Source organism: Neobacillus ginsengisoli (genome assembly GCF_030813055.1).
Genome location: NZ_JAUSTW010000002.1, coordinates 698,820 through 725,619, shown reverse-complemented (window position 1 = coordinate 725,619; position 26,800 = coordinate 698,820). Strand labels below are relative to the sequence as shown.

25 protein-coding genes and 2 pseudogenes are annotated in these 26,800 nt (G+C 37.6%); 3 read left to right on the top strand and 24 right to left on the bottom strand.

All coding sequences use genetic code 11. The features are described 5' to 3' along the window. Window positions 1-34: 34 nt before the first annotated feature. Together J2S10_RS09045 and J2S10_RS09040 are read right to left on the bottom strand one after the other, a co-directional pair. The gene (locus J2S10_RS09045) at window positions 35-796 is read right to left on the bottom strand and encodes a DeoR/GlpR family DNA-binding transcription regulator (RefSeq protein WP_307406686.1); all 762 of its coding nucleotides are present in this window, start codon (window positions 794-796) and stop codon (window positions 35-37) included. Between the two features lie 225 nt (window positions 797-1,021). Continuing rightward, complete coding sequence (locus J2S10_RS09040; RefSeq protein ID WP_307406683.1) at window positions 1,022-1,663, bottom strand: NAD(P)-dependent oxidoreductase; 642 nt, start codon at window positions 1,661-1,663, stop codon at window positions 1,022-1,024. A 198-nt stretch (window positions 1,664-1,861) separates the two neighbouring features. On the opposite strand from J2S10_RS09040, the gene J2S10_RS09035 reads away from it, so the two are divergent. Continuing rightward, window positions 1,862-2,302 carry an Rrf2 family transcriptional regulator gene (locus J2S10_RS09035; RefSeq protein WP_307406679.1) on the top strand — a complete coding sequence of 147 codons (441 nt, stop codon included), beginning with the start codon at window positions 1,862-1,864 and terminating at the stop codon, window positions 2,300-2,302. Between the two features lie 80 nt (window positions 2,303-2,382). On the opposite strand, the gene rhaA is transcribed toward J2S10_RS09035, so the two are convergent. From rhaA to J2S10_RS09010, 5 genes are all read right to left on the bottom strand, one after another. Further along, complete coding sequence (rhaA, locus tag J2S10_RS09030) at window positions 2,383-3,639, bottom strand: L-rhamnose isomerase (protein WP_307406677.1); 1,257 nt, start codon at window positions 3,637-3,639, stop codon at window positions 2,383-2,385. 18 nt (window positions 3,640-3,657) lie between these two features. Beyond that, complete coding sequence (gene rhaB / locus J2S10_RS09025) at window positions 3,658-5,079, bottom strand: rhamnulokinase (RefSeq protein WP_307406674.1); 1,422 nt, start codon at window positions 5,077-5,079, stop codon at window positions 3,658-3,660. 142 nt (window positions 5,080-5,221) lie between these two features. Further along, complete coding sequence (locus J2S10_RS09020; protein ID WP_307406672.1) at window positions 5,222-6,187, bottom strand: AraC family transcriptional regulator; 966 nt, start codon at window positions 6,185-6,187, stop codon at window positions 5,222-5,224. Window positions 6,188-6,271: 84 nt separating this feature from the next. Continuing rightward, the gene (locus tag J2S10_RS09015) at window positions 6,272-7,474 is read right to left on the bottom strand and encodes an MFS transporter (RefSeq protein WP_307406670.1); all 1,203 of its coding nucleotides are present in this window, start codon (window positions 7,472-7,474) and stop codon (window positions 6,272-6,274) included. Window positions 7,475-7,639: 165 nt separating this feature from the next. Beyond that, window positions 7,640-9,709, bottom strand: a complete 2,070-nt coding sequence (locus J2S10_RS09010; RefSeq protein ID WP_307406668.1) for a bifunctional aldolase/short-chain dehydrogenase — start codon at window positions 9,707-9,709, stop codon at window positions 7,640-7,642. Window positions 9,710-10,046: 337 nt separating this feature from the next. Between J2S10_RS09010 and serC the strand changes: the two genes are divergently transcribed. Then, window positions 10,047-11,144 carry a 3-phosphoserine/phosphohydroxythreonine transaminase gene (gene serC, locus J2S10_RS09005; RefSeq protein WP_307406666.1) on the top strand — a complete coding sequence of 366 codons (1,098 nt, stop codon included), beginning with the start codon at window positions 10,047-10,049 and terminating at the stop codon, window positions 11,142-11,144. Window positions 11,145-11,190: 46 nt separating this feature from the next. Here the strand turns inward: serC and J2S10_RS09000 are convergent, their stop codons facing one another. From J2S10_RS09000 to J2S10_RS08955, 10 genes and pseudogenes are all read right to left on the bottom strand, one after another. Next, window positions 11,191-12,213 carry a cytochrome d ubiquinol oxidase subunit II gene (locus J2S10_RS09000; RefSeq protein WP_307406664.1) on the bottom strand — a complete coding sequence of 341 codons (1,023 nt, stop codon included), beginning with the start codon at window positions 12,211-12,213 and terminating at the stop codon, window positions 11,191-11,193. A gap of 6 nt (window positions 12,214-12,219) precedes the next feature. Then, window positions 12,220-13,533, bottom strand: a complete 1,314-nt coding sequence (locus J2S10_RS08995; protein ID WP_307406795.1) for a cytochrome ubiquinol oxidase subunit I — start codon at window positions 13,531-13,533, stop codon at window positions 12,220-12,222. 323 nt (window positions 13,534-13,856) lie between these two features. Continuing rightward, window positions 13,857-14,342 carry a nitroreductase family protein gene (locus J2S10_RS08990; protein ID WP_307406662.1) on the bottom strand — a complete coding sequence of 162 codons (486 nt, stop codon included), beginning with the start codon at window positions 14,340-14,342 and terminating at the stop codon, window positions 13,857-13,859. A 132-nt stretch (window positions 14,343-14,474) separates the two neighbouring features. Next, window positions 14,475-14,765 (bottom strand): hypothetical protein, encoded by a 291-nt coding sequence (locus J2S10_RS08985; protein WP_307406660.1) that lies wholly within the window; start codon window positions 14,763-14,765, stop codon window positions 14,475-14,477. Window positions 14,766-14,800: 35 nt separating this feature from the next. After that, window positions 14,801-16,216 carry a radical SAM protein gene (locus J2S10_RS08980; protein WP_307406658.1) on the bottom strand — a complete coding sequence of 472 codons (1,416 nt, stop codon included), beginning with the start codon at window positions 16,214-16,216 and terminating at the stop codon, window positions 14,801-14,803. Further along, window positions 16,209-16,952: a prolipoprotein diacylglyceryl transferase gene (locus tag J2S10_RS08975; protein ID WP_307406656.1), complete on the bottom strand. Its 744-nt coding sequence runs from the start codon at window positions 16,950-16,952 to the stop codon at window positions 16,209-16,211. Before J2S10_RS08975 ends, J2S10_RS08980 begins: the two co-directional genes overlap by 8 nt. A gap of 226 nt (window positions 16,953-17,178) precedes the next feature. Beyond that, window positions 17,179-17,370 (bottom strand): 4-oxalocrotonate tautomerase, encoded by a 192-nt coding sequence (locus J2S10_RS08970; protein WP_307406654.1) that lies wholly within the window; start codon window positions 17,368-17,370, stop codon window positions 17,179-17,181. A gap of 43 nt (window positions 17,371-17,413) precedes the next feature. Next, window positions 17,414-17,620: pseudogene (locus J2S10_RS08965) on the bottom strand (fumarylacetoacetate hydrolase family protein); the annotation flags it as partial. Between the two features lie 75 nt (window positions 17,621-17,695). After that, window positions 17,696-17,884 (bottom strand): annotated as a pseudogene (locus tag J2S10_RS08960) (aldehyde dehydrogenase family protein); the annotation flags it as partial. A gap of 91 nt (window positions 17,885-17,975) precedes the next feature. Next, a complete protein-coding gene (locus J2S10_RS08955) occupies window positions 17,976-18,626 on the bottom strand; it encodes a protein kinase family protein (RefSeq protein WP_307406652.1) in 651 nt (216 codons plus the stop codon). A 158-nt stretch (window positions 18,627-18,784) separates the two neighbouring features. On the opposite strand from J2S10_RS08955, the gene J2S10_RS08950 reads away from it, so the two are divergent. Further along, window positions 18,785-19,339 (top strand): GNAT family N-acetyltransferase, encoded by a 555-nt coding sequence (locus J2S10_RS08950; protein ID WP_307406648.1) that lies wholly within the window; start codon window positions 18,785-18,787, stop codon window positions 19,337-19,339. Between the two features lie 10 nt (window positions 19,340-19,349). On the opposite strand, the gene J2S10_RS08945 is transcribed toward J2S10_RS08950, so the two are convergent. From J2S10_RS08945 to J2S10_RS08915, 7 genes are all read right to left on the bottom strand, one after another. After that, the gene (locus tag J2S10_RS08945) at window positions 19,350-19,550 is read right to left on the bottom strand and encodes a hypothetical protein (RefSeq protein ID WP_307406646.1); all 201 of its coding nucleotides are present in this window, start codon (window positions 19,548-19,550) and stop codon (window positions 19,350-19,352) included. 53 nt (window positions 19,551-19,603) lie between these two features. Beyond that, the gene (locus J2S10_RS27405) at window positions 19,604-19,972 is read right to left on the bottom strand and encodes a VOC family protein (protein ID WP_370876184.1); all 369 of its coding nucleotides are present in this window, start codon (window positions 19,970-19,972) and stop codon (window positions 19,604-19,606) included. Between the two features lie 814 nt (window positions 19,973-20,786). Continuing rightward, window positions 20,787-21,332, bottom strand: coding sequence for an outer spore coat protein CotE (locus J2S10_RS08935; protein ID WP_307406793.1), 546 nt, complete (start codon window positions 21,330-21,332; stop codon window positions 20,787-20,789). A gap of 279 nt (window positions 21,333-21,611) precedes the next feature. Further along, window positions 21,612-22,070 (bottom strand): YlbF/YmcA family competence regulator, encoded by a 459-nt coding sequence (locus J2S10_RS08930; protein ID WP_307406642.1) that lies wholly within the window; start codon window positions 22,068-22,070, stop codon window positions 21,612-21,614. A gap of 1 nt (window position 22,071) precedes the next feature. Beyond that, entirely contained in the window at window positions 22,072-23,616 is a 1,545-nt protein-coding gene (gene miaB / locus J2S10_RS08925; protein ID WP_307406639.1) for a tRNA (N6-isopentenyl adenosine(37)-C2)-methylthiotransferase MiaB, read from the bottom strand. A gap of 358 nt (window positions 23,617-23,974) precedes the next feature. Beyond that, window positions 23,975-24,841 (bottom strand): 2-oxoacid:ferredoxin oxidoreductase subunit beta, encoded by an 867-nt coding sequence (locus J2S10_RS08920; RefSeq protein ID WP_307406637.1) that lies wholly within the window; start codon window positions 24,839-24,841, stop codon window positions 23,975-23,977. Continuing rightward, entirely contained in the window at window positions 24,842-26,578 is a 1,737-nt protein-coding gene (locus tag J2S10_RS08915; protein ID WP_307406635.1) for a 2-oxoacid:acceptor oxidoreductase subunit alpha, read from the bottom strand. Window positions 26,579-26,800 lie beyond the last annotated feature (222 nt).

The window sequence follows — 26,800 nt, the reverse complement described above, 5'->3', positions numbered from 1 at the left end:
ACAGACCAATATATGGTCTGCCGGGATCCATTGCTTATTCTACAATTGCAATCTTAATATTTTTTTCTTCCAACTGTTTTCTTACTTGTTCATCTATTTTTGAATCCGTAATAATCGAATAAATAGTGGATAAAGAACCAATTGTTGAAAAAGCACGTGTCCCAAATTTACTGGAATCCACCATTAAAATCGTTTCATCAGCAATTTCCATCATTTGTTTCTTTAATAATGCTTGCATTTCATTAAAGTCACTGAGTCCTTTTTCCAGATGTACACCCTTACAGGATAGGAAGGCCTTGTTAACGTGATACATTCCCAATGATCGTTCGGCAAGGGGGCCGACATAGGAAAGCGATTGTGCCAAGAGGATTCCGCCTGTGGAAATCACCTTTATTTGTTCTTTTTTACTGAGCTCAACGGCAACTTTAATTGAGTTCGTAAGGACTGTCAATGGCATATCCGGTAATTCCTTCGCCATATACCATGCTGTTGTACTGGCATCCAGTACAATTTGGTCACCAGGCTCGATGAATTGGACTGCTCTATTCGCAATGGCCCTTTTTTCAGCTGCATTGGTAATCTCCCGTTCTAAATAGGAGGTTTCTGCTTGATTTTCCTCAATACTTACCGCACCTCCATGGCTCCGCATTAATAAGTTCTCTTTTTCAAGTTTTTCAAGATCCCGACGGATCGTTTCCTCGGTTACAGCAAAAATTTTACTTAACTCGGTAACCCGAACACTTAACTTTTCATTTACTAATTCAACAATTTTCCTTTGCCTTTCTGCTAGTAGCATCTAATCCGTACCTTTCTGAATACGATCCCCAATATTTTTGTTTTATGTTGATTTGCTTTTATTTATTTTTTAATTTCATTAATAATATAACATATTTTTTGAAAAACAAAAATTATTTTTGAAAAAGTTTCTCAATTTAACATGAATATTGAATTTTTCCCAAAGAAAAAAAGGACCCGTTAATGGCCCTTTGATTCTTATTAATCAATCTAGCGATTTGATATATTATTCTGCTTCTGAAACAACCGTAAATCTTTCATTTGTGTGCTCCGGATTTTCAATTTCATCTAAGACGGCTATAGCATAATCCGCATAGCTTACATAGCTTTGTCCAGCTGCATTGACAATTAAGTTGTCTTTTCCTTTTTGATAGGAACCTGTTCTTTTCCCTTCCGGATTGAAGAATGCAGCAGGGCTGATGAAGGTCCATTGAATTCCGGTTGCTGCTTGTAGTTCTTCAAGATTCCTTCCTTGATTTGATGCAGTGGCGAAATATTCTTTTGGGAAGTCAGGTGTATTCATTAAACGAATTGTTTTTGCTTCGTCAACAAAAAGACTACCAGCCCCACCTACGACAATTAATCTTGTTAGAGGTGCACCTTTCATTGCCTCAATTAATATTTTACCAGCATCAACGTGAAGGTGCTCTTGACCATGAACTCCACCAAACGCATTTACAACCACATCAAATTCTTTTACATCTTCTGCTTTCAAATCAAAGATGTCTTTTTCCAGCACAGCAACATTTCTATTTTGAACTTTTTCTGCATTTCGAACAATAGCTGTAACCTTATGACCTCTTTCTACCGCTTCCGTTAAGATAAAGCTCCCAGCCTTCCCACTTGCTCCGATAATCCCTATTTTCATTTTCGATTCCTCCATTTTGATAACTTGCAACTAATTTGATTACATGTAATAATATAAGTTACATCCTGGATGTTTGTCAACAAACTTTTCTTATTTTTTCTTTTAGTCTGCAATATATACCAACTTGTAACTATTTATATTACATGATAAATCTATTATAATAATTAGGAAGATTCAAAATGAAGGCAGGTGAATAAAATGTCCATCAGCAGCCGTTTTGCTGTAGGTATTCATATACTATCCTTATTAGAAATAAACAATAACGGAGTGAATTCATCCGAATTTATCGCCGGCAGCGTCAATACGAATCCGGTTGTGATCAGAAAAATTATGGGAATGCTTAAAAATGCGGGATTAGTAAAGGTACGACCTGGTATAGCCGGGGCAGAGCTGGCAAAAGAACTATCTGACATAACATTGCTTGACGTTTATAAGGCAGTTAATGTTGTTCAGGAAAAAGAGTTGTTTAGTGTACATGAAAGTCCAAATCCGACTTGTCCTGTTGGAAGAAATATTCAAGATGCAATCGTTCCACTACTATCGGTCGCTGAACTTGCACTCGAAAAGGCATTAGGAAATGTGACCATTGAGGATGTTGTAAAGGATATTTTAGAAAAGGAAAAAATGAGCAATCACTAAATAATTAAGACTTTAAGAGTTAATAATTTAAAAAAACAGACTCGTAAGAAAGATGTTCGAGTCTGTTTTTTGATTTCATTCTATAAACGCTTGGATAAAACTTCAATTTCATATGCCTTTACTTCTTCTAACCAAGATTCTTTTACCGGCACACCCATCTTTTCACAATAATAATCCCATACCGCACCAAATGGATACGTTTTGAATTCTTCTATGAGTGCAAGTCTTTCAGTAAAATTCCCTTTTTCTTGCAGCTGTTTCAAATGATCATTGGGAACAAGCATCGCATAAAGCAGAGCCTTAATCATATTGCGCGTTCCAATGGTCCATGCAGCAACCCGATTGATGCTGGCATCAAAGAAATCAAGCCCTATAATTACACGATTTAATGCATCATTGCGAACAATTTCAAGGGCAATTTCTTTTAGTTCATCATCTAAAATCACCACATGGTCACTGTCCCAACGCACCGGTCTTGATACATGCAGTGCAAGTTTATCGCTGTAAAGAAGCATCGAAGAAATTTTGTTTGAAACCGTTTCTGTTGGATGGTAATGCCCGGTATCTAAGAGGCAAAGTTTATTATTTTTTAACGAATAGCCAAGATAAAACTCATGTGAACCGACCACATATGACTCAGAGCCGATCCCAAAAACCTTGCTCTCAACCGCATCTAGGTTATACTTTTCGTCTACTTCTACGGCAAAAATTTTATCCAATGAATCTTTTAATCTTTGTCTTGGAGTCAAACGGTCACTGGGAATATCTTTGTAGCCATCCGGAATCCATATATTAGTTAAGGATGGTGTTCCAAGTTCTCTTCCAAAATGCTCGCCAATTTTTCGGCTGCCAATACAGTGATTGATCCAGAATTCACGAATTTCCTCGTTTGGATGTGAAAGTGTTAGGCCATCAGCTGCCTTAGGATGGGAGAATAACGTTGGATTGTAATCCAAACCAAGTCCATTTTCTTTTGCCCATTTAACCCAGTTTTCGAAATGCTTTGGTTCAAGCTGGTCTCTTTCCACTACTTCTTCATTTGTCTCAGCATAAATTGCATGTAAATTTACGCGGTGTTTTCCAGGAATCAGTGAAAGAGCTTTTTCTAAATCACTTCTTAATTCTTCTGGAGTCGTTGCTTTTCCGGGGTAGTTCCCGGTTACATCAATACCACCCGATAATTCGCTTTTATTAACTTCAAATCCGCCGATATCATCCCCCTGCCAGCAGTGAATGGAGATTGGTACGTTTTTCAACCTTTCTACTGCTTCATCAACGTTGATTCCCCATTTTTCATAGGCTTGTTTGGCAATTTCATAGTTTTCTTTAATAGACATCTGGATTCTCCCTTTCCATTATTGATTCAATACATGTTTAGCAGGTAAATATTTTTTTATTTCAAAGGATTTTTTAATAATCGCCCGAGCATCTTTAATGTCCTCAATTTCATTAAGAGCCATCAATTGTGCCACAATGTTTCCAATCGCAGTTGCTTCAACAGGTCCTGCATTGACTTCTTTACCTGTAACATCAGCAACTAACTGATTCAACATTTCATTTTGGCAGCCGCCGCCAATGACATTAATTTTTTTAAATTGCTTTTCAAAAATTTCTTCAATTTCCTTAACAGCAAGCTTATAGCTAGCTGCTAAACTATCAAACACGCATTTTGCTACTTCCCCAGGTGTATTTGGCTGCATTTGATTGGTATCTTGGCAGTAATTTCTAATTTCATCCACCATATTTTCCGGTTTTAGAAAACGGTCATCATTTACATCAACTAGTGATTTAAACGAATCTGCTGCACGGGCCATTTCCACTAATTCTGCAAATGAATATACGTCTTGATAGTTTCGCTTTACTTCTTGAATCATCCAAAGGCCCATAATATTTTTTAAGAAACGATAGCGGTAATCGAGTCCGCCTTCATTGGTGAAATTGTAGTCCAACGCCTTCATAATACAAATCGGAAAATAGTTTTCCACTCCGATTAATGACCAGGTACCGGAACTGATATAAATCGTATCTTCCTTTTCCGGTACAGAGATAACGGCAGACCCTGTATCATGTGTTGCAGGAAGGATGACCTTCATATCAAACCCGATCTCCCCTACAAGTTCTTCGGATAGATTGCCTAGAATCGTTTTTGGCATTTTGATTTCGTGAAACATTTCTTTATTAATCCCAAGTAAATCTAAGAGCTGTACATCCCATTTTTTCGTAAAAGCATTGACGAGCTGTGTAGATGTAGCATTGGTGTATTCGTTTACCTTTTTATTGGTCAGTAAATAATTAAAATAATCCGGAATCATTAAAAATGATTTTGCTTTCTCTAAAATTTCAGGATTGCTTTGTTTGATTGAATACAATTGAAAGATGGTATTAAACTTTTGGAATTGAATCCCTGTTTCCAAATAAAGCCGTTCCTTTATGATGTGCCCGAAAACTTGTTCCATTATTCCATCTGTTCTTGGGTCACGGTATGAGACTGCTTCCGTTAAAGGCATGTCATCCTCATCTAATAAAACAAAGTCAACAGCCCACGTATCAATCCCAATACTGTCTGGCTTTATCCCCATTTGCTTACATTGATGAAGACCGTTTTTTATTTCTTGAAAGAGTTTACCCGCTTCCCAGCAAAAAGCCTCGCCTTTTTTGACAATTTTATTTTCGAAGCGATGAATTTCATTTAGCTTTAATACCCCATTCTCAAGATATCCTAAAATGAGTCTTCCGCTTGAAGCACCGATATCGACGGCTATACTGTATTTTGTCATTAACATCACCCTTTAGTTGTAAACGCTTACTGATATATCTCTATCATACTAAAAGAAAAGTAAATTCATATAACGTGATTCGGCTAATTTATTGTCCTTATTTGCATTCCTTTACAAATATGAAAGAGCAATCGGAAAAAATTTAATTTCCTAATTGCTCTCTAAACTGCTTGGGAGTTTTCCCATATTTATTTTTAAAAATCCGATAAAAATAACTGATATTATCGTATCCAACTTCTTCAATGATCTCCGTAATGGTCATTTGTGTACTATCTAATAATTCTTTTGCTTTACTTAAGCGTTTTTCCTGTAAAAGCTCTTTAAAGGTATATTTGGTCGCCTTTTTAATATGTTTGCTTAACGAATAGTGTGTTTGGTTTAATTTTTCCGCAAGTTCATATAACGAAGCAGTTTGAAAGTGTTCGTCAATGTATTTTAAAGACTCGACTAGCAAATATTGCAGCGAAGAGTTTTCTTCTTTATGTTCAACTTTATCAGAATGCTTAATTAACTCAATAATCAAGAGACCCATAGAGAGCTTTATCGTTGAATCAGATAATAGCGTAGGGTTCATAATTTCCATGATAATCGTCTTAATTAAATCCTGAATACTATCTACATAAGCAACAGTAAAGTAAAGGAATTGCCCGCTTTGCGTGTTATTGTATAGGCTATTAATAATAAAATTACTAATCATATTATCGGATGAAAGGAAGGAAAAAATAAACTCAAAAAATTGCGGCTGGATAATAAAGTTGATGATAATGTCCTCTTTTGCACAGGCATCAATCTCATGTTCAATATGTTGGTTTAAAAACAACAACTCGCCCTTTTTTAATGCAATTTTTTGATTACCAACCTTTTGTGTGAGCTTACCGTTAAAAACATAGTTTATCTCAATATAATTATGCGTATGTTTTGGAAAATCAACAAAACGAGTATGCTTTCGGACCATAATCATACGGTCGTGCCCGAGGAACTTTTCGCTTTCAATGACGAAATTTGTTTGGCTTGTGTAAAGATCTTTGGTGATTTCTTTATTTTGCTCCAGTATTGCTTTTTCTTCCTCTGAAATTTGCATAAGTTCACTAAGGAGATTCGTCTTCATACTTGCACTCTCTTTTTAGATTCGATTTTTTTTAAATATATCATACATCTCAAAGTGAATTAGAAAAACCGGTTTTAGAATCAGTTATTTTTTTATTCGATGGACTCCCCATACTAATAGACCCATTACAATCATTAAGCCTCCCGTCATATAAACTCCTTGCCACTTCCAGACATACCAAGCATAGCTTCCAAGAGAAGAACCTATCGAGCCTCCGAGAAAGTAGCTAACCATATAAACCGTATTCAAGCGACTTCTTGCCTCCGGTATTAAACTGTAAATTCTTGTCTGATTTGAAACCTGTGTACCCTGAACCCCTAAGTCCAAAAGTATGACACCTATTACCAGCCCCCATAATGATGTACCAAAAAGCCCAAAAAACATATAGGACAGAACAGATATCGTAATCAAAATGCCAACCATGGACTTCGCGCTTAAACGATCAGCCCACCGACCCACTATCGGTGCACCTGCCGCTCCTACCACTCCGACTAATCCAAATAGTCCGGCCACTTGACTGCCGTAATGATAAGGAGCCCCCTCTAGAAAAAACGCAAGGGATGTCCAAAATACACTAAAACCGCCAAACATCATTGCTCCTATTAGCGATGCTTCTCTTAAAGTCCGTTGAGTAACGATTAGCTCACCCATTGACTTAAGGAGTTTACGATAAGACAAAGCTGTTTCCGGATAGCTTTTAGGAAGGAAACTTCGTAATATCACCGCCAGTCCTAACATCATTGCTGCGGCAATCCAATACATAACACGCCAGCCTAGGGTTCCACCGATAAATCCAGAGACAGTTCTTGCCAAAAGAATTCCAAAAAACAACCCGCTCATAACACTTCCAATCACTTTCCCTCGTTCAAAAGGGGCAGCCATTTGTGCAGCAAGAGGAATAATGACTTGTGGTACAACAGTCGTAATCCCAACAGCCAAGCTGGAGATATAAATCCAAATGAGATTTTGTGAGGTAGCAACACCAATAAGTGAAATTGTGACGGCTATTAACAAAATGGAGATAAGCTGACGACGTTCTTTCATATCTCCCAACGGTACAAATAAAAACATGCCAATCGCATATCCAATTTGTGTAAACATGGAGATATTGCCAACTTGATGGGAAGTAGCATGGAAGGTCCGCCCCATATCAGCAAGAAGCGGTTGATTATAATAAAGATTCGCAACAGCCAATCCGCATGCGAACGACATTAATAAGATTAAACTTTTTGAAAGCGTTTGGTTATTTTGCTCGCTATCTCTTAAATCTGAAAGGGAAATTGTCATACCATTTTTCTCCTTGATCCTTAATACTAATTATTATACAAAGTTATATAGTAAAAGATATGATATTACTTTAATTTTTAAAATAAGATTACCTTTAAACAAAAATAGAAAAAGAGGCCAACAGAAAATGGCCCCTTTTAGCATATATAATAAATTATATTCCTTTTATCTCGTAAACGCAGCTGGAACACCGCCATCTACTGTTAACATACATCCAGTTGTTCTGTCTGATTTAGATGATGCAAAGAAAGCAATTGATTCTGCAATATCTGCAGGATAAATATTTACTAGCAGAGTCGTACGTTTACGATAGTGTTCTTCTAATTGATCAGGGTGGATTCCGTACGCTGCAGCACGCTCTTCACGCCATCTTGAGCCCCAGATGGCAGAACCTTGAAGAACTGCATCAGGAAGTACTGAGTTCACGCGAATTCCAAACTCTCCACCCTCAGCGGCAATACATCTGGCTAAGTGCGTTTCCAATGCTTTTACAGAGCTATAGGCTGCTGCATTTTTTCCGGCATAAACTGAGTTTTTCGAACCGATAAATACCATGTTACCGCCAATGCCCTGGCTCTTCATTTGCTTGAATGCTTCTCGCGCTACTAAGAAATAGCCTGTACCTAAAACATTCATATTCAAATTCCATTCATGGAGGGTTGTTTCGTCAAATGGACTTGAAGTAGCAAGGCCGGCATTGTTGACAATAATATCTACTCCACCGAAAGTTAATGCTGATTGATCGAAAGCTGCTTGAACTTGTTCTTCCTTTGTTACGTCCATTTTTACAGCTAAAGCATGGCCAGCACCGTATTTTTCGTTAATCTCAGCTGCGACTTTTTCCGCCCCTTCCAGATTTAGGTCTGCCAGAACGACATGTGCACCTTCAAAAACGAGGCGCCGGGCTGTTTCACTTCCAATTCCCCCTGCCCCCCCAGTAATAAATGCCACTTTTCTAGAAAATTCTGCTTCAGCCGGTGCAAGAGTTAATTTATATAATTCTAATGGCCAATATTCAACATTGTAGGATTCGTTTTCACTTAAGGAGACAAAACTTCCTAATGTTGTAGAACCTTTCATAACAGCAATGGCACGGTGATATAAAGCACCGCTTACTTTTGAATTTGCTACATCCTTTCCTGTATTCACCATGCCTACCCCTGGTATAAGGATTACACGTGGAGCAGGTTCAAACATTTTATCACCTTTATGCTTGTTGCGGTCAAAGTATTCTTTGTACTTCGCTTTGAAGCTGGCGATACCTTCTTTTACACTGGCAATTAGGGTTTCTACATCCTTCGTTCGCGGATCCCAATTAATATAAAGTGGTACCATTTTTGTATGAACAAGATGGTCCGGACAGGCTGCACCAATTTGTGAAAGTTCCAGAGCTTGATGGCTATTAACAAATTGAAGCACTTCCTCACTGAGGTCATAGGTTAACAGCATTTTCTTGTCTTCACTTACAGCTCCACGGATAATTGGCATTACTTTAGCCAAAATATCAGTTGCATCTTCCTTAGAAAGAGAATCATATTTTTTACCGCCAAATACGGATGATTCATTCATTCTTTCTTTAATATATTGTTCTGCTTCATTAATAATTTCAATCGTTTTTGCATAGGACTCTTCTGAAGTTTCTCCCCATGTCACAAGTCCGTGTTTTTCCATTAAAACAAGCTCAGCATTCGGATTATTTAATACTCCTTGTGCAATCATTTTTGAAAGGGTAAAGCCCGGGCGCAAATATGGAACCCAAACAAAACGGTTTCCAAAAATCTCTTCGGCAAGCTGCTTGCCATTATCCGCACAGCATAGGCTAATAATTGCATCTGGATGCGTATGGTCTACATGTTTAAATGGTAAGAAAGCGTGCAATAATGTTTCGATGGATGCTCTTGGATGTTTACTATCAATCATACAATGTGAAAGATAGGCAACCATTTCTTCATCTGACATTTCATCGCGTTCAAATAATGGACGTATATCTTCTAAATTTAAACCTGTGAAATTTTTTGCTTTCATAGTAGCTAAATCCGAACCGCTTCCTTTTACCCACATAACCTCAATATCACGCCCGCGAAAGTCTTTTTCCATTGACTTCATCGATGTGTTTCCGCCGCCCCAGTTACATACGACACGATCTGATCCTATCAAATTTGAACGATAAACTAATTCTTCCACCCCTTTAGTTACATGTGAAGCTTTTTCTGTATCCCAAAAATTCTTAACCATCCAAATCCCTCCGTTTGTATGTTTTTATGTGTATTATCTTCTGTTTTATTATAATATATCTTTGTTTATTTTTGAATATGAATATTTAAATCTTTTATTATTTTTGATTATTTCTATCGCTTTTGTTTTGGTAGGTGACAGGTAAGGCTTAAAATAAATCATTTAATGAAATACTAAAAAAATAAAACACAAAATTTTTTCTGCTATTTGGAAGCGCCTACATCCTTTACAATACAATGAATGATCTTGATGGAGCTTAAAAAACAAATTATTTACCCTATCTCAAAAATCGAAAAATATGTTATATTCTAATAAATAAAAAATGGAGAGTGAGAAAATGAATCAACTTGTACAACGTGCCTATAATTTTAACGCTGGTCCCTCTGCCCTTCCGCTTGCCGTCCTAGAAAAAGCCCAGCAGGAACTGATTGATTTTCGTGGTACTGGTATGTCAATCATGGAGCTTAGCCATCGTAGTGCTGCATATGAAGAGGTACATAATCAGGCCATTGCCCTTTTAAAGGAATTGCTTTCAATTCCTGAAGATTATGAAGTGCTTTTCCTTCAAGGTGGTGCTAGTCTTCAGTTTTCAATGATTCCGATGAATTTTCTGACACCTGAGCAAAAAGCAGGCTATATTATGACAGGTTCTTGGTCAGAAAAGGCGTTTTCAGAAGCAAAATTATTCGGTAATCCCTATCATGTTGCGAGTACAAAAGACAGTCAATATCGCGGAATTCCTCAATTTGATGAATTGCAATACAACGCGACTGATGCGTATGTACATCTCACATCAAATAATACGATATACGGCACACAGTGGAAGGAATTCCCTCAAATCGGAGATATTCCTTTAATCGCAGATATGTCGAGCGATATTCTTTCTAAGCCAATTGATGTCAGCAAATTTGCCTTAATTTATGCAGGTGCCCAAAAAAATCTTGGTCCTTCTGGTGTAACAGTGGTGATTATTCGCAAAGATATGATTGAAAAAGCGAATTCTAGCATTCCAACAATGTTTAAATACAGCACGCATTCAAAAAACAACTCTTTGTATAACACTCCACCAACCTTTGGAATTTATATGCTCGGTGAAGTTCTGAACTGGGTAAAAGGAATAGGTGGCATTTATGAAATTAGCAAACGGAATGAAGAGAAAGCAAAGCTAATTTATAATGCAATCGATCAAAGCCATGGTTTTTATAGCGGGCATGCTGAACTAGGAAGCCGCTCTCTTATGAACATTACCTTCCGCTTAAAAGATGAAGAATTAGAGAAGAAATTCCTGGAAGAAGCCAAAAATGAAGGATTTATTGGTGTAAACGGACATCGCTCTGTCGGAGGCTGCCGTGCATCCACTTACAATGCAGTTCCGTATGAAACATGCAAGGCATTCAGTGATTTCATGTTACAATTTCAAAATAAAAATGAATAAATTTATTCAAAGGCCCTCTCGCACGAGAGGGCTTTACCTTTCATTCTTACACCTTTTTTCCCCCTTTTACATAGTCCGCATCGAATAAGAATAATCGCATCAGAAGGATTAATGAAGGAACCAGGATTAATAATCCACAAATAAACGCGATGACCAAGGAAGTCCCCATTGTCGGATTGGTATAACCGCTATATATCGTGATATAAGGATCCAATATAAAAGGTAAATGTGATGCCCCATATCCAAAAAAAGCAAAGAAAAACTGAAACATAACGAAAATAAACGCAGTACCGTAATTTCTGCGTCTCCATATCAAAAAGGATGCAGCTAAAAAACACAGCAAGGAAAGGGCAAACATCCACCAATAATGATTGACGATTCGATTGAAGTGTTGTAAATTATGCTCTTTTAACGAAATAAACACTAAAAGACTGGCCAAAATGGTGGGAAAACACCACAATAAAGCAAATCGACGTAATATTTCCCTCGCCTTTTCGTCATCTGCCCGATCCGCGTAATAGGTAAGAAAACTGGCGCTTATGAACAAAACAGAAACAATGGCCAATATCACAACACTCCATGAATAGAAGTTTGTAAATAACTCTTTTGCGAGAAATTCGACATTGTTACCGCTTTTTTTAATTAACCCCCCTTCAGATATGGTTAATACTGTTGAAAGCGAGGCGGGGATAAGCAAACCTGTTACTCCGTATAAAAATAAGTAAATATTATTATCCTTAGAACCGTAATTATTGAAGGCATAAAAGGAGCCGCGAATCGCAAGCAAAACGAGCGAAATACTGCCGGGTATAAGTAAGGCGGTGCCATAATAAAAGGCGGTTTCAGGAAAAAAACCGACCATACCTACAAAGAAAAATACGAAAAAAACATTTGTTACTTCCCATACCGGCGATAAATATCTGCTAATCAGTTTGTTCATGATATGGTCCTGTTTTGTGATTTTTCCATAATAGGCGAAGAAGCCGGCACCAAAATCAATCGAGGCTACAATTAAATAGCCATATAGAAAAATCCACAAAACGGTTATTCCTAAAATTTGAATGTTCATACCTACCTACTCCTTTCTATCCCCCTGAAATCGGAATTCAAGCTCAGCTTCAGCCGGATTATTTCGAAACATCTTTCTAAGTACGACGGTACAAATAACTCCTAAAACTGCGTACAACGCAAAAAACAACCAAACCATCGTACCTACTCCTCTTGATGTCGTTGCAGCTTCTGATACTTTCATATATCCCCTTAAAATCCATGGCTGCCTGCCAACCTCTGCTAATATCCACCCTAATTCAATTGAAATAAAGCCTAATGGGCCGCAAAGAACAATGGAACGAAGCAGCCATTTATTATAGGTCCATTGTTTTTTCCATATCGAAAAAGCGACAAAGCAAAAGGAGACAAAAATCATTAACATCGCAAACGTTACTTTCGTATCAAATAAATAATGAATATAGAGTGGAGGAATTTCATTAGCTTTAAATTGATCTAAACCAATTACCTTCCCTTCGAAATTATCAAAAGACAAAAAACTTAGCATCTTTGGTAAATGAATCGCATATTTAATCACGTTTGTATTTTTTTCTAATGTACCGAAAAGAATCAAATCCGCTCCTTTTTCTGTTTGAAAATGCCATTCAATCGCTGCTAATTTTTCAGGCTGATATTGGGCTAAAAATTTTGCGGATAAGTCCCCGGCAATTCCAGTTAAAATAGCAAAAATAAACGCCGCTGTAACCGTTAATTTTAAAGCTTTTTTTGTATAATCTGTGAATTTGCCCTTTAAAATTTGGAGTGCAGCAATTGACGCCAAAAGAAAAGCAGAGCTTAAATAGGCCGTCACGATGACGTGAAAGGTTTTCGATGGTGTTGCAGGATTAAACATTGCCTTTAGTGGATCTAAGGTGACAATTACTCCATTTACTAATTTAAAACCTTGTGGTGTATTCATAAAGGCATTCACTGTTGTGATAAAAAAAGCGGACAATGCTGCACCAAGCACCACGGGAATGGATAACATCCAATGGTTTAACTGCTTTTTAAAGCGATCCCATGTGTACAAATATATTCCTAGGAAAATGGCTTCAAAGAAAAATGCAAAGGTTTCGAGGAATAATGGCAAACTGATCGCTTGGCCGGCTATCCTCATAAAACTTGGCCATAAAAGCGACAGCTGCAAGCCGATACATGTTCCGGTAACCACCCCGACCCCTACTGTAATCGTATACCCTCTTGCCCATCTTCGTGCTAGTAAAATAAAATGGGAGTCTTTCTTTTTAATACCAACGAACTCAGCAATCGAGATCATTAAGGGTACGCCTACCCCAATTGTGGCAAAAATAATATGAAAAGCTAATGTTAAAGTGGTTAGCATTCGGCTTAAGATAACATTATCCAATTCCTTCTCACCTCATTCAAAAATTTATCATCTACAATATGTATTCCATTCATTGTGATTTGATTCACATATAAACCAACTTACGGAATCTTTCATCATAATAATTGATGGTTTATTTACACATTTTAATTAGTAGAATTCCCTTATTTTAACAAATGATTCTATGAGTTTCATTTACTTGCAGCCAATTATTTGAATATCTTGAGATGCAAAAGGAATTTTGCGCCAAAAGTATTGAAAAAGACAAAAAGCCGGAATTACGCTTTTTGTCTTTTTAATTCCACAATAAATAAATTAGCCTACAAAAGCTGCTTCAATTTATTTTGAATTGGGGTCCGCTGCTTTGGTTCTCGGGTTTCATCCGGATAGCCCACACCAAATACGCCAATGACGTCATATCCATCTGGAACACCAAGTATTTCACGATTTTTCGGATTTCCACCCATTGAAGACCAGAATGTTCCCACACCCTCTGCCCAAGCAGCGAGGTTAAAGTTTTGAACAAAACAGGCTGTTGCCAGTGCATTTTCCTCTGTTTCAATGGCTGTGGCACCATGCTTAGACAAAATAGCTAAGACAACAGGAGCATCACCGAAGTTTGTTTTATGGTTTAATTTTGCTCTAGTCTCAGGACCGACTATATAAACCTCCCAAGGTTCTGTCATTCGATGATTCGGAGCCATTGCCGCAGCCTCTAGCCACAAATGGAGTTTATCCGGATTTATGGGATCCAATTTGAAGATTTTTATATTACGGCGTGTTTTGATTATTTCTAAGATATCCAAGGAAATCCCCCTTATTGTTAAAATAGTTTTGTTCTTAATAATCATAATCTCTTTTCACAAACTTTTACAAATTTTTTCATTATCCGCTTTAAGCAGGCAATCCTTACAGTTCCTGCCATTTATAGACATAGATTAACCGCCTAAATTAGAGAAGAAGATCCCAAAACAAGCTGCAAACAACAAGATATCAATACCTATCCCAATTAATAATCCTTGACCTAACTGCTTTTTCCCTTTTTTGAAGCTTATTATCGTTATGACAATAAGAGCGATTGGTGAAAGCAATATATATACCAAAATAAAAGGAGGCATTGTAAACATGATCAGTAGTCCAAGAAGGTATATTCCAACAGCAATGCCAATCCCTAGCCAAAGGTCTTTTAACGACCCGCTTTTCTCTTTTCCACCCTGATGTTGATCCAAACTAACTCACCCCATTTAAAGAATGATAGATTCAATTATCTAATATAGGTTCTCCCCTCTAGCTCTTCCTGTATTTTTTTTAATTCAAGTTCTTTATCGTCCCGGTAAAATAAATTATAAGTGTCAAACGGAATGATACGGCCATCCGGGTGAGCAATATGCACACATGATTTTTTTACAGAACGGACATCGAAATTGTAAGCATCTAAAAACTGCATAATAATGACGCGAAATACATTGTCGTATCCGATTTCACCCGGCATCGCAACTTTTGGCAGGCAGCATAATAAATCTTTTAATGAAAGTGCTGATGAATCCGGTGAATGATTGAGTGAGAACAATTTAAAAATCATATTTTTTATATTGTCGTCTTGTTCAAAAACAATCGTATTGCGTTCTCCTTCCAGTAAAATATTGGGATCAATTAAACCGGTTAATGGTGTTGCCTCACCATTCATTTTTAACGCATACCCCATCGCCAGACAATCCGGATGGCAAGGAACCGGGATAATATCCTTTGGTCCAAACACATTGGATTGATCGATAATCATCTGGCGGACTTCACTTAATGTTAAACGATTGGTCGAAGGATCGTATTCCTCCAATCTGCCGGCTGCTTGTATCGGTTGAAAAGTTACTCCCCTAACACATTTTTGCTGCAATCCGTAATGAATGATTTTGCCAACCTCATGATCATTTAAGCCTTTTTTCAGCGTGACCACAAGAGTAGTAGAAATATTGTATTCATTTAAATTCTCAATTGCTTTTAGCCGGATATCTCGCACGTCGACACCCCGCAGTTCTTCGAGTGCTGTTTTTTCAAAGCTATCGAATTGCAGATAAATTTCAAAGCCAGGAGAATAAGCCGCAAGGCGCTTGACGAATTCTTTATCATTAGCAATCCTGAGTCCGTTTGTATTCACCATAATATGCCGAATCGGTCTCGATTTAGCGATATCAAGGATTTCAAAGAATTGCGGATGAATGGTGGGTTCACCGCCGCTAATTTGAACAATATCCGCTTGTCTTTCGTTTTTAATAATATTGTCTAGCATAAATTCAATTTTTTCTAAGCTACGATAGCTACCCTTTTGCGGGGATGATTCAGCATAACAAATCGGACATTTTAAATTGCATCTTTCGGTAATTTCTAATAATGTTAAGCAGCTGTGCTGTTCATGGTCCGGACAAAGGCCGCAATCATAAGGGCAGCCGTATTTGATCGGCGTGTTCCATCGATAAGGCATTTCAGAAGGTTTAATAAATTCACGGCACCACTTGTAGTAGTCAACATCAGTTGAAATTAATACCTTTTCACGGCCGTGCTGCATACAATTTTTTACAAGATACACTTTTTCATTCTCAATAATGACCTTTGCTTCTACTTTGCGTAAACAAGTCGAGCAAATACTGTTGGTTAGTTCATAAAATAAATAGGGACGATTAGGCATAGGATTCTCTCCTTTTTTCCATTTGTTTTTTCATTATAAGCCAAATATAATACCAGATTCCTAGTAAGCAAGCCATTTGGATATTATTAAAGATCCAGTACGGGTGCGGCGTTGGCTTGATAAAATCGATAAATAATCGAAAAACTAAGTAACTAAGCATAAATAACTGAAATAATAGCCCTTCCCAGCCCGCCTTTTTCTTTTTTTTTTGAAAAAGGACAATGATCAGAACACCCAAGAAAAATATTTCGTACAGCTGCGTTGGATGCCTCTTGATTCCATCACCGAAGTCAACACCCGTTATCCAATTGGTCGCCACTCCGTATGTATGATCATCCAGGCCTGTTAAAAAACAGCCGATTCTTCCAATCATCATGCCAACTGCCAACGGAAGTACAAAATCATCTCCTGTTGAACGGGTCCAGCCGATAAACTTTTTGGCTAGTTCCACGCCAATCAAACCACCTAGTAGCCCGCCGACGATTGTTTTTCCTTCCATTAAGTAGAAGATGTTATTCCAGTTTACTATTGTCTTTTTTGGATCTTCAAACCAATATAGAAATTTCGCACCAAATGCTGCTCCCAAAATTGCACCAACTACTACCCAAAGTGCTTTTTCCATCGGAATTCGATCTTTATTTCTTGTGTATAGATAAACACGGAAACCAATAAAATACGCTAATGATTCAAATAATAGATGCGGGTGAATCCCAAAAATATAGAAAGGAAACGTCAAAATCCTTCCTCCTTTCTAAAAAAATATTGGATTTATCACTATATTATCAGAATAGTAGTAATAAATTCTCATTATTTCTAAAGTTTAACAAAAAAGCTCCCATGGATTAACTAAGAGTATTGAACTCTTTAATTAATCCATAGGAGTCTTAAAAAACATCTGGTTTTAGTTCCTTAATCTGTTTATGGTAACATTTAATACCATGCTCACGTCTCAAAGGAGTTTACTAGCTTTTTCTTTCCGATACAGGAATTCCTGCAATTCCCCAATGGGTTTTTGGAATCTCCGTCACGATCACGCGAATACTCTCTTTTGGTGCATTTAAAGTTTCCGATACCGTGTTTGTAATATTTTGAATCAATTCTGCAACTTTCTCTTTCGGCCTGCCTTCCATCATTTGCACATTAATAATTGGCATAAAACTAACCCTCTTTCTTATCGACTAAGCAACGTACCACATATTATTCTGTTACAGTAAAAGTTACTTCACCTAAACCATCAAATTTACCGCTTACAACATCGCCATATTTTAACATAACAGCACTTGTAATTCCTCCGGTTAGAAACACATCACCCTTACGTACCTTTTCACCTTTTCGTGCAAGCATATTGGCTAACATTGCCACGGAATGAGCAGGATGACCAAGTACTGCTGCACCTGCTCCAAGCAACACAATTTACCGGATTTCCAAGTGCAGCCGCCCCAACTCCAGTATTCACGAGCTCACCATTCTTGTTTAAGTCTTTTCTATTAATGCTCCCACATTGGTATCAGCATTCAATGGAAGACCGACCTTTAGCTCTTTCACTTTTGCTGTGAATTTGGCAAGAAACGGTTCGTAGGCCGGACGCTCTACGGAAATACGAGAACCACAAAGACAAACTTCTCCTTGATTCACAAAACTTGATTTAACAGTCGTTTCAATCACTTGGCCAAACGGAAAGATCGAAGGGGAAATCGGAGCCGCGAAAGGCCCGGAAATGATACTGTATATGGATTTTTTAGGGAAATATATTTAGTAATTATATATTTCCCTTTTTCTTTTTCCGATACAACCGATACCCTTTTCTAATCCAGTTCATAATAAAAAATGGAATCGGCGGATGATATTTTAAGAGAAATGGTCGATAAATCCTGTTATAGGCTTTCTTCAAATCATCCCACTTACAGCAATAGCCCTGTTTATAAAAATCGGAAACATCGACGATAAATCCCCTTCCATTATTCATCACTACATTTTTACCATGGACATCATAAGGATTTAAACCAACAGATTTTGCATATTGCAAGCCCTTATCGATATCTATAATGACGGAATCCGGAATGGGAACACCATTTACTACCGCTTCGAACAGAGTGATTCCTTCTAATTTTTTAAGCACTAAATAATCCTCCCCATATGCATAAAGGGTAGAATAGGAATCATGGCTTCCTAATTTTTTATATACTTCAATTTCCTTTTGCAATTCCTTAGGGTTTCTTCCATAAACCTTAACAACCCACTCCGGATTAGCATGATGAGTAAAAACGCCGGCATAATTTCCGTTCCCAATCATTTTCCAAGATTTTGATTGATTTTTAACAATGATGGGGTCAAATGGGCTCTCTGATGTTAATTGAATATATGGTAATAACTCTTTATCAATTAATCTTAAATACGTATCTAATTGCATTTTTTCACCTTCTTGCTAACTATAAATCTTTTGTTTCTACTTTCCTTTTGTATTTTTACAATATAAACTAATTAAGAAAAGTATCATTTCCAATGTATGCTGCCTTTTCAAAGGTATGCTTTTACAAACTAATTAGGGATTAATAGAGAGGAGTTACTATGAATTTTCCGATTCTTAAAACACATCGATTAAAATTAATAGAAATCACTCATCAGCATGTTGAAAGCTTATATGAAATTTTATCATTAGAAGACGTGACAAGATACTATGGGACCAATCGTTTCATGCTTCAATCTGAGGCAATGAAATTAATTGACATGTTCAGTAAAAACTATAGAGAAAAACGGGGAATTCGCTGGGGTATCGTTCTCAAGGAAAATCAAAAATTTATTGGCACACTGGGGCTAAACAGCTTACAACTAGGTAATAAAAGAGCAGAAATCGGCTATGAATTGCATCCGCAATATTGGCGGAAGGGATATACATCAGAGGCGATAAAAGAGGTTCTAACGTATAGCTTTGAAAAGTTGGATTTACATCGGATCGGTGCAATTGTGTACCCTGAAAATATTGCATCGCTCAAACTCCTTGAAAATATAGGTTTCCAAGAAGAAGGATTACTTCGAGACTATATGTATCAAAATAATCAGTCTCATGACACATACGTATTATCTTTATTAAAAGAGGAGTGGAAAAAAAGCCGGAAGGACTAATCCCGGCTTATCACTCTTCAAAATAATCTCTAAATTCCTTCGGATCCTTGGGCTCCTTATCATGGTTATAGGGATTATTTTCTGTTGCATCCTTTGCATCCAGATTCGTTTTAATGACTAAAGATGGTGTTGAAGGTCTATCGGCGATTATACGATCATTTAATTGGTCAAAATCCGGCATCTTCTTATTCCCGGGCAGTTTTGGTTCCATCAGTACACCTCCTGAAATTAGGGTGTGATTTTTCTATTTCAAAAATACATCTTTTATATCCCCACTGTATTCATAAGCACAATTCTGTATCCATCTGGGTCTTCTATCGTTACTCCTCCTCTGCCCCAGTATGGATTTTCCGGTTCTACCTCTTTATAGCCCATATCCGAAAGTCTATGTACGATTCGATTGAGTTCAAACAGGTTGGGGAGGTAAAAAACTAATAGATGTTCTTTCGTAGGCATTGGCAATTTCACCTTTTCTTCTGATTGGGTAAACTCCAAATGATAGCTATAATTAGGGAGGCCGAACATAACACCATCATAGCCCGCATGGCCTTTGAATCCGCCGATTTTCTCCAACCCAAGACCCTCTTCATAAAATTCGATGATTTTATCCATTTGATTGGTTGGGCGGGCCATACGAAATTGAACAGCTGGAACCGCATCATTCCATTCCTTTCGGACAAAAACATCGTAAGGTAATTCAGGATGAGTAAAACGCCCCTCCTGCTCACCTAAAACTACAGCCGTAATCGGATGAATCGTTGCCGCCCGAGCTGATGGCTTCCAGTTCCGTCCTTCCTTTACAATTACAAAAACACCCTTCTGATCACCGTAAAAAGCAAATGTATCGTTTTCATCTTTTCGTTGATCTCTGATATACGGGCGTAGACTTTCCTGCATTTTCTTTACCGATGGTACCGGCATCCCTATTTCGCCAATATCATACCAACCCGCTTCCGGTTGACTTTCTCCCCAATGAAACGGCCTTTCCAATATTTCAAGAATATTACCATCAGGATCAAAAAAATATACTTGCTTTCCTTCCCAAAACATACTGTAATGCCCTTTTTCATCAGACAGTAACAGTTTATTTTCGGCAAGCTTATGATACATGTGCTCTATGTATTTAGAGCCCGTACGAAAACAAACATGATAATAGGGTATGCTTGTATCCAATTCAAAAAATATTTTTGTTGTACCTGCACTAACCGTAAAATGGTGTTCAGATTCACTGAGCAATTCCATTTCTAAATCTTCGGTATAGAACTTTTTCATTTCATCTAAGTGAAAACATTTTAAATATAGTTGATAGATTTTCATTAGGCTCACTCCTTCTCCATCATTATAAGTTGAATACTACATTAATTTGTCAGACTAAAGTTCGAAAAAGGTCTCATTAAATGGAATGAACATAGAAAAAAACTAGGAAGTAAAACCTTCCTAGTATCTTTTATTCCTCTTCTGAGCCGACTAAGAAATCCGGATTGAGTTCTTCGAATTCCTCGTCGTCTACATCCATACCCCAATCACCATCGTCGTCTGAATGTCCTTCAGAACTGATGACAACAACAATTTTTGTCTCGCCGATCACCTCTACAAGAAATTCCCTTTCCACATGAACGATGATGCGATTGCCATTAGGGGATATTACTGCTTCACAGCAATTAGGCTGCTGAAGCACTCGAGCAACAATTTCATTGTCATCGAGGCAATCGTGGTCACGATACTTTAACTTAATGACATCTGTATATTGAACTCGTTCGGTAACCACTTCAGTTTTGGTATTATCATTAAAAGAGTACCAAACGTTGATGTCATAGGAGCCGTGTATCTCTACTGTCTTACCGACTTTTTTCGCGTTGTATTTATGGTTGATAATCCAACAGCCAAGAATACTAGTTGGACTATGCGCCGGGCTAATCGTATGATTGGACTGAGTAAATTTTCGTCCTTTCGCTACTACCGCTTTGGCAAATATCTCTCTAAATTCTCCCATTTCGCGCGAACCCTCCTCATTCATTTTCATTTCATCCTATGCTAATTTTTAGACTAGTGTGCGATATATTTTTAGGAATACTGGTTAAAAGTTTAGTCATAGTTCATTTTATGCGGGATTTTTATGTATGTTCCATGATAGCTTGCACTTTAAAAACGAGGATGACCCTGATGTGGGCCCTGCTTTCATTCTATGAGGCCGCCTTTAGGGTTAGAATGATATACCGGGAAAGGAAAAAAGAAAAAACCAGGCTCCGTAAATAGCCTGGTTTTAGGTAAATTAATGATCGTGGTCATGATCATGATCACAGCCGTGATCACAAGCTCCACCATTTTTCATGCTTGCACCTGTTTCACCCATTAATACATCTCCACCCGTTGAAATAATTATTTCATCGGTTACCGTATTGGAAATCGTTGAGGCAATTAGCTGAAGCAATTCATTTACTTCCACTTGAGATTGCTTGAAATCCTGTACAACAGGGATTTCATCCAACTCCTGCTCAATGGAAGTAATCTTATCCTCAACTTTTTTTAATGCCTCCGGTTTACCATAATGCTGGAGGTTTACTGCTTGCTTTTGTAATCCTTTAATATCTGAAATCAATATCTTAACCTTTGGGTTTTCATGTATCTGGGCTTCTGCCCGTTTGAAGAAGTCCACTTCTTCTGTTTCTGAAATCATACGTGCTAAATCTGCTGCACGAGCGACGATATCATCTTTTGTATACTTCGCCACTTTACTTCACCTCTACCGGTTCTAATTCTTCCACCATTTCTCCGTTTAATGACCATGTTTTTGCATCTGTAATTTTCACTGTCACAATCTTACCGATTGCTGTTTTAGGAGCTACAAAGTTAACTAGCTTGTTCCTGCTTGTATATCCGGCAAGAACATCAGGATTGTTCTTACTTTCCCCTTCGACTAAAACCTCAACAATTTGACCTACATGTTTTTTCATCGCTTCTAAAGAAAGCTCATTTACAAGAGCATTTAGACGTTGCAATCGTTGTTTTTTCACTTCCAACGGAACGTTATCCTCCATTTTTGCTGCAGGAGTACCTTCACGAGGAGAATAAATAAACGTATAAGCTAATTCATAACCCACTTCTTGATATAAAGATAATGTTTCTTCAAATTGCTCATCTGTTTCGTTTGGATAGCCGACAATTATATCGGTTGTTAATGCTACATTCGGGATAGCTGCTTTAATTTTTCTAACAAGCTCTAAATATTGTTCTCTTGTATATTTACGCGCCATAATTTTAAGCACTTCTGTAGAACCTGATTGTACCGGCAAATGGATATGATCCATCAAATTGCCGCCCTTTGCAAGAACTTCAATTAAATGGTCATCAAAATCACGCGGATGGCTTGTTGTAAAACGAATCCTTGGGATATCAATTTTACGTAATTCATCCATTAGATCACCAAGTCCATAGTGCATTCCATCTAAGTCTTTTCCATAAGCATTAACGTTTTGACCTAATAGGGTAACTTCCTGATAGCCCTGTGCAGCTAAATGGCGGACTTCCTGAATAATTTCTTCAGGGCGGCGGCTTCGTTCTTTCCCGCGAGTGTAAGGTACGATACAATACGTACAGAATTTGTCACAGCCGTACATAATGTTCACCCATGCCTTAATATTACCGCGGCGGACCTTTGGAAGGTTCTCGATTACGTCGCCTTCTTTGGACCACACCTCAACCACCATTTCTTTCGACATATAGGCTTCACGTAAAATGTTCGGCAGGCGGTGGATATTATGGGTACCAAAAATCATATCAACCTGTTGATAGGTTTTTAAAATCTTATTAACGACCGATTCTTCTTGAGACATGCATCCGCAAACACCTAAAAGCAAGTCCGGCTTTTCCATTTTCAGTGCTTTTAGATGGCCAAGTTCACCAAATACTTTATTTTCAGCATTTTCACGGATGGCACATGTATTTAATAGAATTACATTGGCATCGTCTGTGCTGTCAGTTGGCTCGTAGCCAAGTGCTAAAAAAATTCCCGCCATTACTTCTGTATCGTGTTCATTCATTTGGCAGCCATAGGTACGGATATAGAATTTGCGTCCATTACCCATCCCGCGGAATTCCTCGGGAATCGAGAAGTCATTATGGTACTTCACTTCTTCCTTTCCGCGTTTTTTTGCATCCTTTAAAGATGGAGCAGTAATAACTTGTTCAAAATATTTGCTGTAATCCTTGGCGGATTTTTTGTCCGAAGAATTAGCAGACTTTACTTGTTGACTTTCTAAGCGTTGATTTTCATTCATGTTCGGAAAAATCCCCTTTCATGTCAATTTCCTTAACTACTTCTATTAAAATAAAGAAATTTTTTTACTTAAACACATAGAAAAAATACTTCATGCGTTACCGCACATTATTATAGTATAAAGGTTTATAGGCTTTAAAACAATAGAAAATCCTTTCCGGCAAAACCGCTAAGTAAATCTATTTTGGAATCTTGAATGAATGTTAAACATGGATACACAATTAATAATTTTAACTTATTTTTCTAAAAAAATATGTGATGACCCTCACTCTATAAAAGGCATTGTTCACAATTCATCAATGTTTTAAACAATAAAAAAATCCCGGAGGATTACATCCACGGGATTTTTTATAGTGAAATTACATAAATTCAGCAACTAACTTATCAAAATGCGCTTGGTCAAGGTTAAGGTTCGCATTTACTAATGGAGTCTCTGAATAACCTTTGATTAATTCTTGGTAAGATGGACGCTCTATATTTTGATATATAAGTCCTGTAACAAGACCGTTATGCTTCATTAATGTTTGCATAGCATTTTCGCGGTTTGATGGATCATAACCTTCAACATCGCTTAACTTTGTTAGATTTTCTTTAAACCAGTCATATGTGTTTACTTTATTATAAGTAACACATGGACTGAAAACGTTAATTAAAGAGAATCCTTTATGTTTAATACCTGCTTCAATTAAAGCTGTTAGGTCTTTTAAATCTGTTGAGAAGCTTTGTGCAACAAATGTTGCTCCTACTGTTAAAGCCATTTCCATTGGGGAAATTGCTTGTTCAATTGACCCCATCGGTGTAGATTTTGTTTTAAAACCTTCAGCTGAACGCGGGGAGGTTTGTCCCTTTGTTAATCCATAGATTTGGTTATCCATTACAATATAAGTAATGTCAACATTACGACGAATGGCATGAATAGTATGAGCCATACCAATTGCATATCCGTCGCCGTCACCACCGGAAGCGATAACTGTTAGGTCACGATTGGCCATTTTAACACCTTGGGCAATCGGAAGTGAACGACCGTGGATACCGTGAAAGCCGTATGAATTAATATAACCGGAAATACGACCTGAACAACCAATCCCGGAAATTACTGCTAGATTTTGTGGTTCTAAGCCAACATTTGCTGCCGCACGTTGCATTGCCGCTTGTACGGAGAAGTCACCACAGCCAGGGCACCAGTTCGGTTTTACATCATTTCGAAAGTCTTTAAAAGTGGCCACTTAGAACAACTCCTTACATTTTGAATGAACTTCGTGAGGAAGAAATGGATTTCCATCATATTTAACATATTTAGTGATCTTTTCAGCATGCCCGACATTCATTTTCATAATATTTGCTAATTGTCCGGTTGCATTGTTTTCGACAACAATTACTTTTTTCGCAGAACGAATTAGTGGAAGAACTTCGTCTGTTGGGAATGGATGAATTAAACGGATTTGAGCATGATTTACTTTCATGCCGTCATTTTCAAGACGAACCATTGCTTCTTCAATAGCACCGCGAGTTGAGTTAAAACCTACGATCAATAGATCTGCATCTTCATGTGGTGCATTTTTATATACAGGTGTATTAAAACGGATATTTTCAACCTTACGGAAACGTTTGTCCATTTGGGCGATCCGGTTTGCAGCAGATTCAGATGGTTTTCCTGTCTCAGCATGCTCAACACCTGTCACATGGTGAATACCATTTTTCTGACCAGGAATCGTACGTGGTGAAATACCATCTTCTGTAACTTCATAACGCTTGAAGTAACCTTTGTTTTCAATCTCAGGAAGCTCTTCAGTTACAAGCTTACCACGTCTAATTTCCACTTTTGAAACATCAAGCGGTTCTACTGTTTGCTTACCTAAAGATAATTGAAGGTCTGATAAGACAATAACAGGGCATTGATATTCTTCTGCAAGATTAAAAGCTTCTGCTGTATCATAGAAAGCCTCTTCAACTGTACTTGGCGCCATAACAATTTTTGGAATTTCACCGTGTGTTCCGTAAATCATCGCCATTAAGTCAGACTGCTCCTGTTTTGTTGGTAATCCTGTTGAAGGACCGCCACGTTGAGTGTCAACAATGACAAGTGGAGTTTCTGTAATACCAGCTAATCCAATTGCTTCCATCTTTAAAGATAATCCAGGGCCGGAAGAAGCAGTGATGGCACGAACACCGCCATAACTTGCACCAATTGTCATTGTACAAGCAGCAATTTCATCTTCTGTTTGAATAACTGTACCTCCAACTGCAGGTAGTTTCTTAATTAAATACTCCATGATATCAGACGCCGGTGTGATTGGATAGGCAGCCATGAAACGACATCCTGCTGCAAGCGCTCCCAAAGCGATTGCATCATTACCAATCATGAACATCCGTTTTTTGCCGTCCGCTTTTTCAAGCTCCATTGTTGGAACATTTGCATCCATGTTTTCTTTCATATAATCAAAGCCGGCTTTGATTGCATCCATGTTTTTTGCAACGACTTGGTCGCCTTTTCTACCGAAAATCTCACGAACTACTTCTTCAAATACATTTATATCCAGATCTAATACTGCAGAAGTTGCACCGATTGCCACCATGTTTTTCATTAGAGATGTCCCTAATTGTGTAGCAATTTCAGTAAATGGTACCGCATACATTGAAGCGCTGGAATCTTCAGGCTTCTTTGGATCAAATTTAGAATCAGCAAGGATTACTCCTTTACTATGTAACTCTTTGTAATTTAAATCGATTGTTTCTTGGTCAAATGCAACAAGAATATCAAGATCGTCAGAAATGGAACGAACTTCAGTTGTACTCACTCGAATCTTATTATTTGTATGACCGCCTTTAATCCGAGATGAAAAGTGACGATAACCATACAAGTAATATCCCAGGCGATTCAGTGCGATAGCAAAGATTTCCCCAGTACTTTCAATACCTTCCCCTTGTTGTCCGCCAACTTTCCATGAAAGTTGATTGATCATGACTTACACCCCTTTGGATATGTAAAAAATTAAGTAGATTTAATCATCTATTAGTGTAGCACTTTTCCAAGTAAATCACTAGACTTTTATGCTTTAAAGAATCAAAGCGAATTTATTCTTAGATACGTACTAAACGCTTTCAATTCTAGACCTATGTATTAAAAATTGCAACCCTTTAATCATAAATATTGTCTAAAATATGAATATTTTTTTATTATTTAA

Excerpts from the sequence above, each read along its gene's own strand:
- J2S10_RS09045 (WP_307406686.1), bottom strand. The coding sequence starts at position 796 with ATGCTACTAGCAGAAAGGCAAAGGAAAATTGTTGAATTAGTAAATGAA.
- J2S10_RS09040 (WP_307406683.1), bottom strand. The coding sequence starts at position 1,663 with ATGAAAATAGGGATTATCGGAGCAAGTGGGAAGGCTGGGAGCTTTATC.
- J2S10_RS09035 (WP_307406679.1), top strand. The coding sequence starts at position 1,862 with ATGTCCATCAGCAGCCGTTTTGCTGTAGGTATTCATATACTATCCTTA.
- rhaA (WP_307406677.1), bottom strand. The coding sequence starts at position 3,639 with ATGTCTATTAAAGAAAACTATGAAATTGCCAAACAAGCCTATGAAAAA.
- rhaB (WP_307406674.1), bottom strand. The coding sequence starts at position 5,079 with ATGACAAAATACAGTATAGCCGTCGATATCGGTGCTTCAAGCGGAAGA.
- J2S10_RS09020 (WP_307406672.1), bottom strand. The coding sequence starts at position 6,187 with ATGAAGACGAATCTCCTTAGTGAACTTATGCAAATTTCAGAGGAAGAA.
- J2S10_RS09015 (WP_307406670.1), bottom strand. The coding sequence starts at position 7,474 with ATGACAATTTCCCTTTCAGATTTAAGAGATAGCGAGCAAAATAACCAA.
- J2S10_RS09010 (WP_307406668.1), bottom strand. The coding sequence starts at position 9,709 with ATGGTTAAGAATTTTTGGGATACAGAAAAAGCTTCACATGTAACTAAA.
- serC (WP_307406666.1), top strand. The coding sequence starts at position 10,047 with ATGAATCAACTTGTACAACGTGCCTATAATTTTAACGCTGGTCCCTCT.
- J2S10_RS09000 (WP_307406664.1), bottom strand. The coding sequence starts at position 12,213 with ATGAACATTCAAATTTTAGGAATAACCGTTTTGTGGATTTTTCTATAT.
- J2S10_RS08995 (WP_307406795.1), bottom strand. The coding sequence starts at position 13,533 with ATGCTAACCACTTTAACATTAGCTTTTCATATTATTTTTGCCACAATT.
- J2S10_RS08980 (WP_307406658.1), bottom strand. The coding sequence starts at position 16,216 with ATGCCTAATCGTCCCTATTTATTTTATGAACTAACCAACAGTATTTGC.
- J2S10_RS08970 (WP_307406654.1), bottom strand. The coding sequence starts at position 17,370 with ATGCCAATTATTAATGTGCAAATGATGGAAGGCAGGCCGAAAGAGAAA.
- J2S10_RS08955 (WP_307406652.1), bottom strand. The coding sequence starts at position 18,626 with ATGCAATTAGATACGTATTTAAGATTAATTGATAAAGAGTTATTACCA.
- J2S10_RS08950 (WP_307406648.1), top strand. The coding sequence starts at position 18,785 with ATGAATTTTCCGATTCTTAAAACACATCGATTAAAATTAATAGAAATC.
- J2S10_RS08945 (WP_307406646.1), bottom strand. The coding sequence starts at position 19,550 with ATGGAACCAAAACTGCCCGGGAATAAGAAGATGCCGGATTTTGACCAA.
- J2S10_RS27405 (WP_370876184.1), bottom strand. The coding sequence starts at position 19,972 with ATGGCCCGCCCAACCAATCAAATGGATAAAATCATCGAATTTTATGAA.
- J2S10_RS08935 (WP_307406793.1), bottom strand. The coding sequence starts at position 21,332 with ATGGGAGAATTTAGAGAGATATTTGCCAAAGCGGTAGTAGCGAAAGGA.
- miaB (WP_307406639.1), bottom strand. The coding sequence starts at position 23,616 with ATGAATGAAAATCAACGCTTAGAAAGTCAACAAGTAAAGTCTGCTAAT.
- J2S10_RS08915 (WP_307406635.1), bottom strand. The coding sequence starts at position 26,578 with ATGATCAATCAACTTTCATGGAAAGTTGGCGGACAACAAGGGGAAGGT.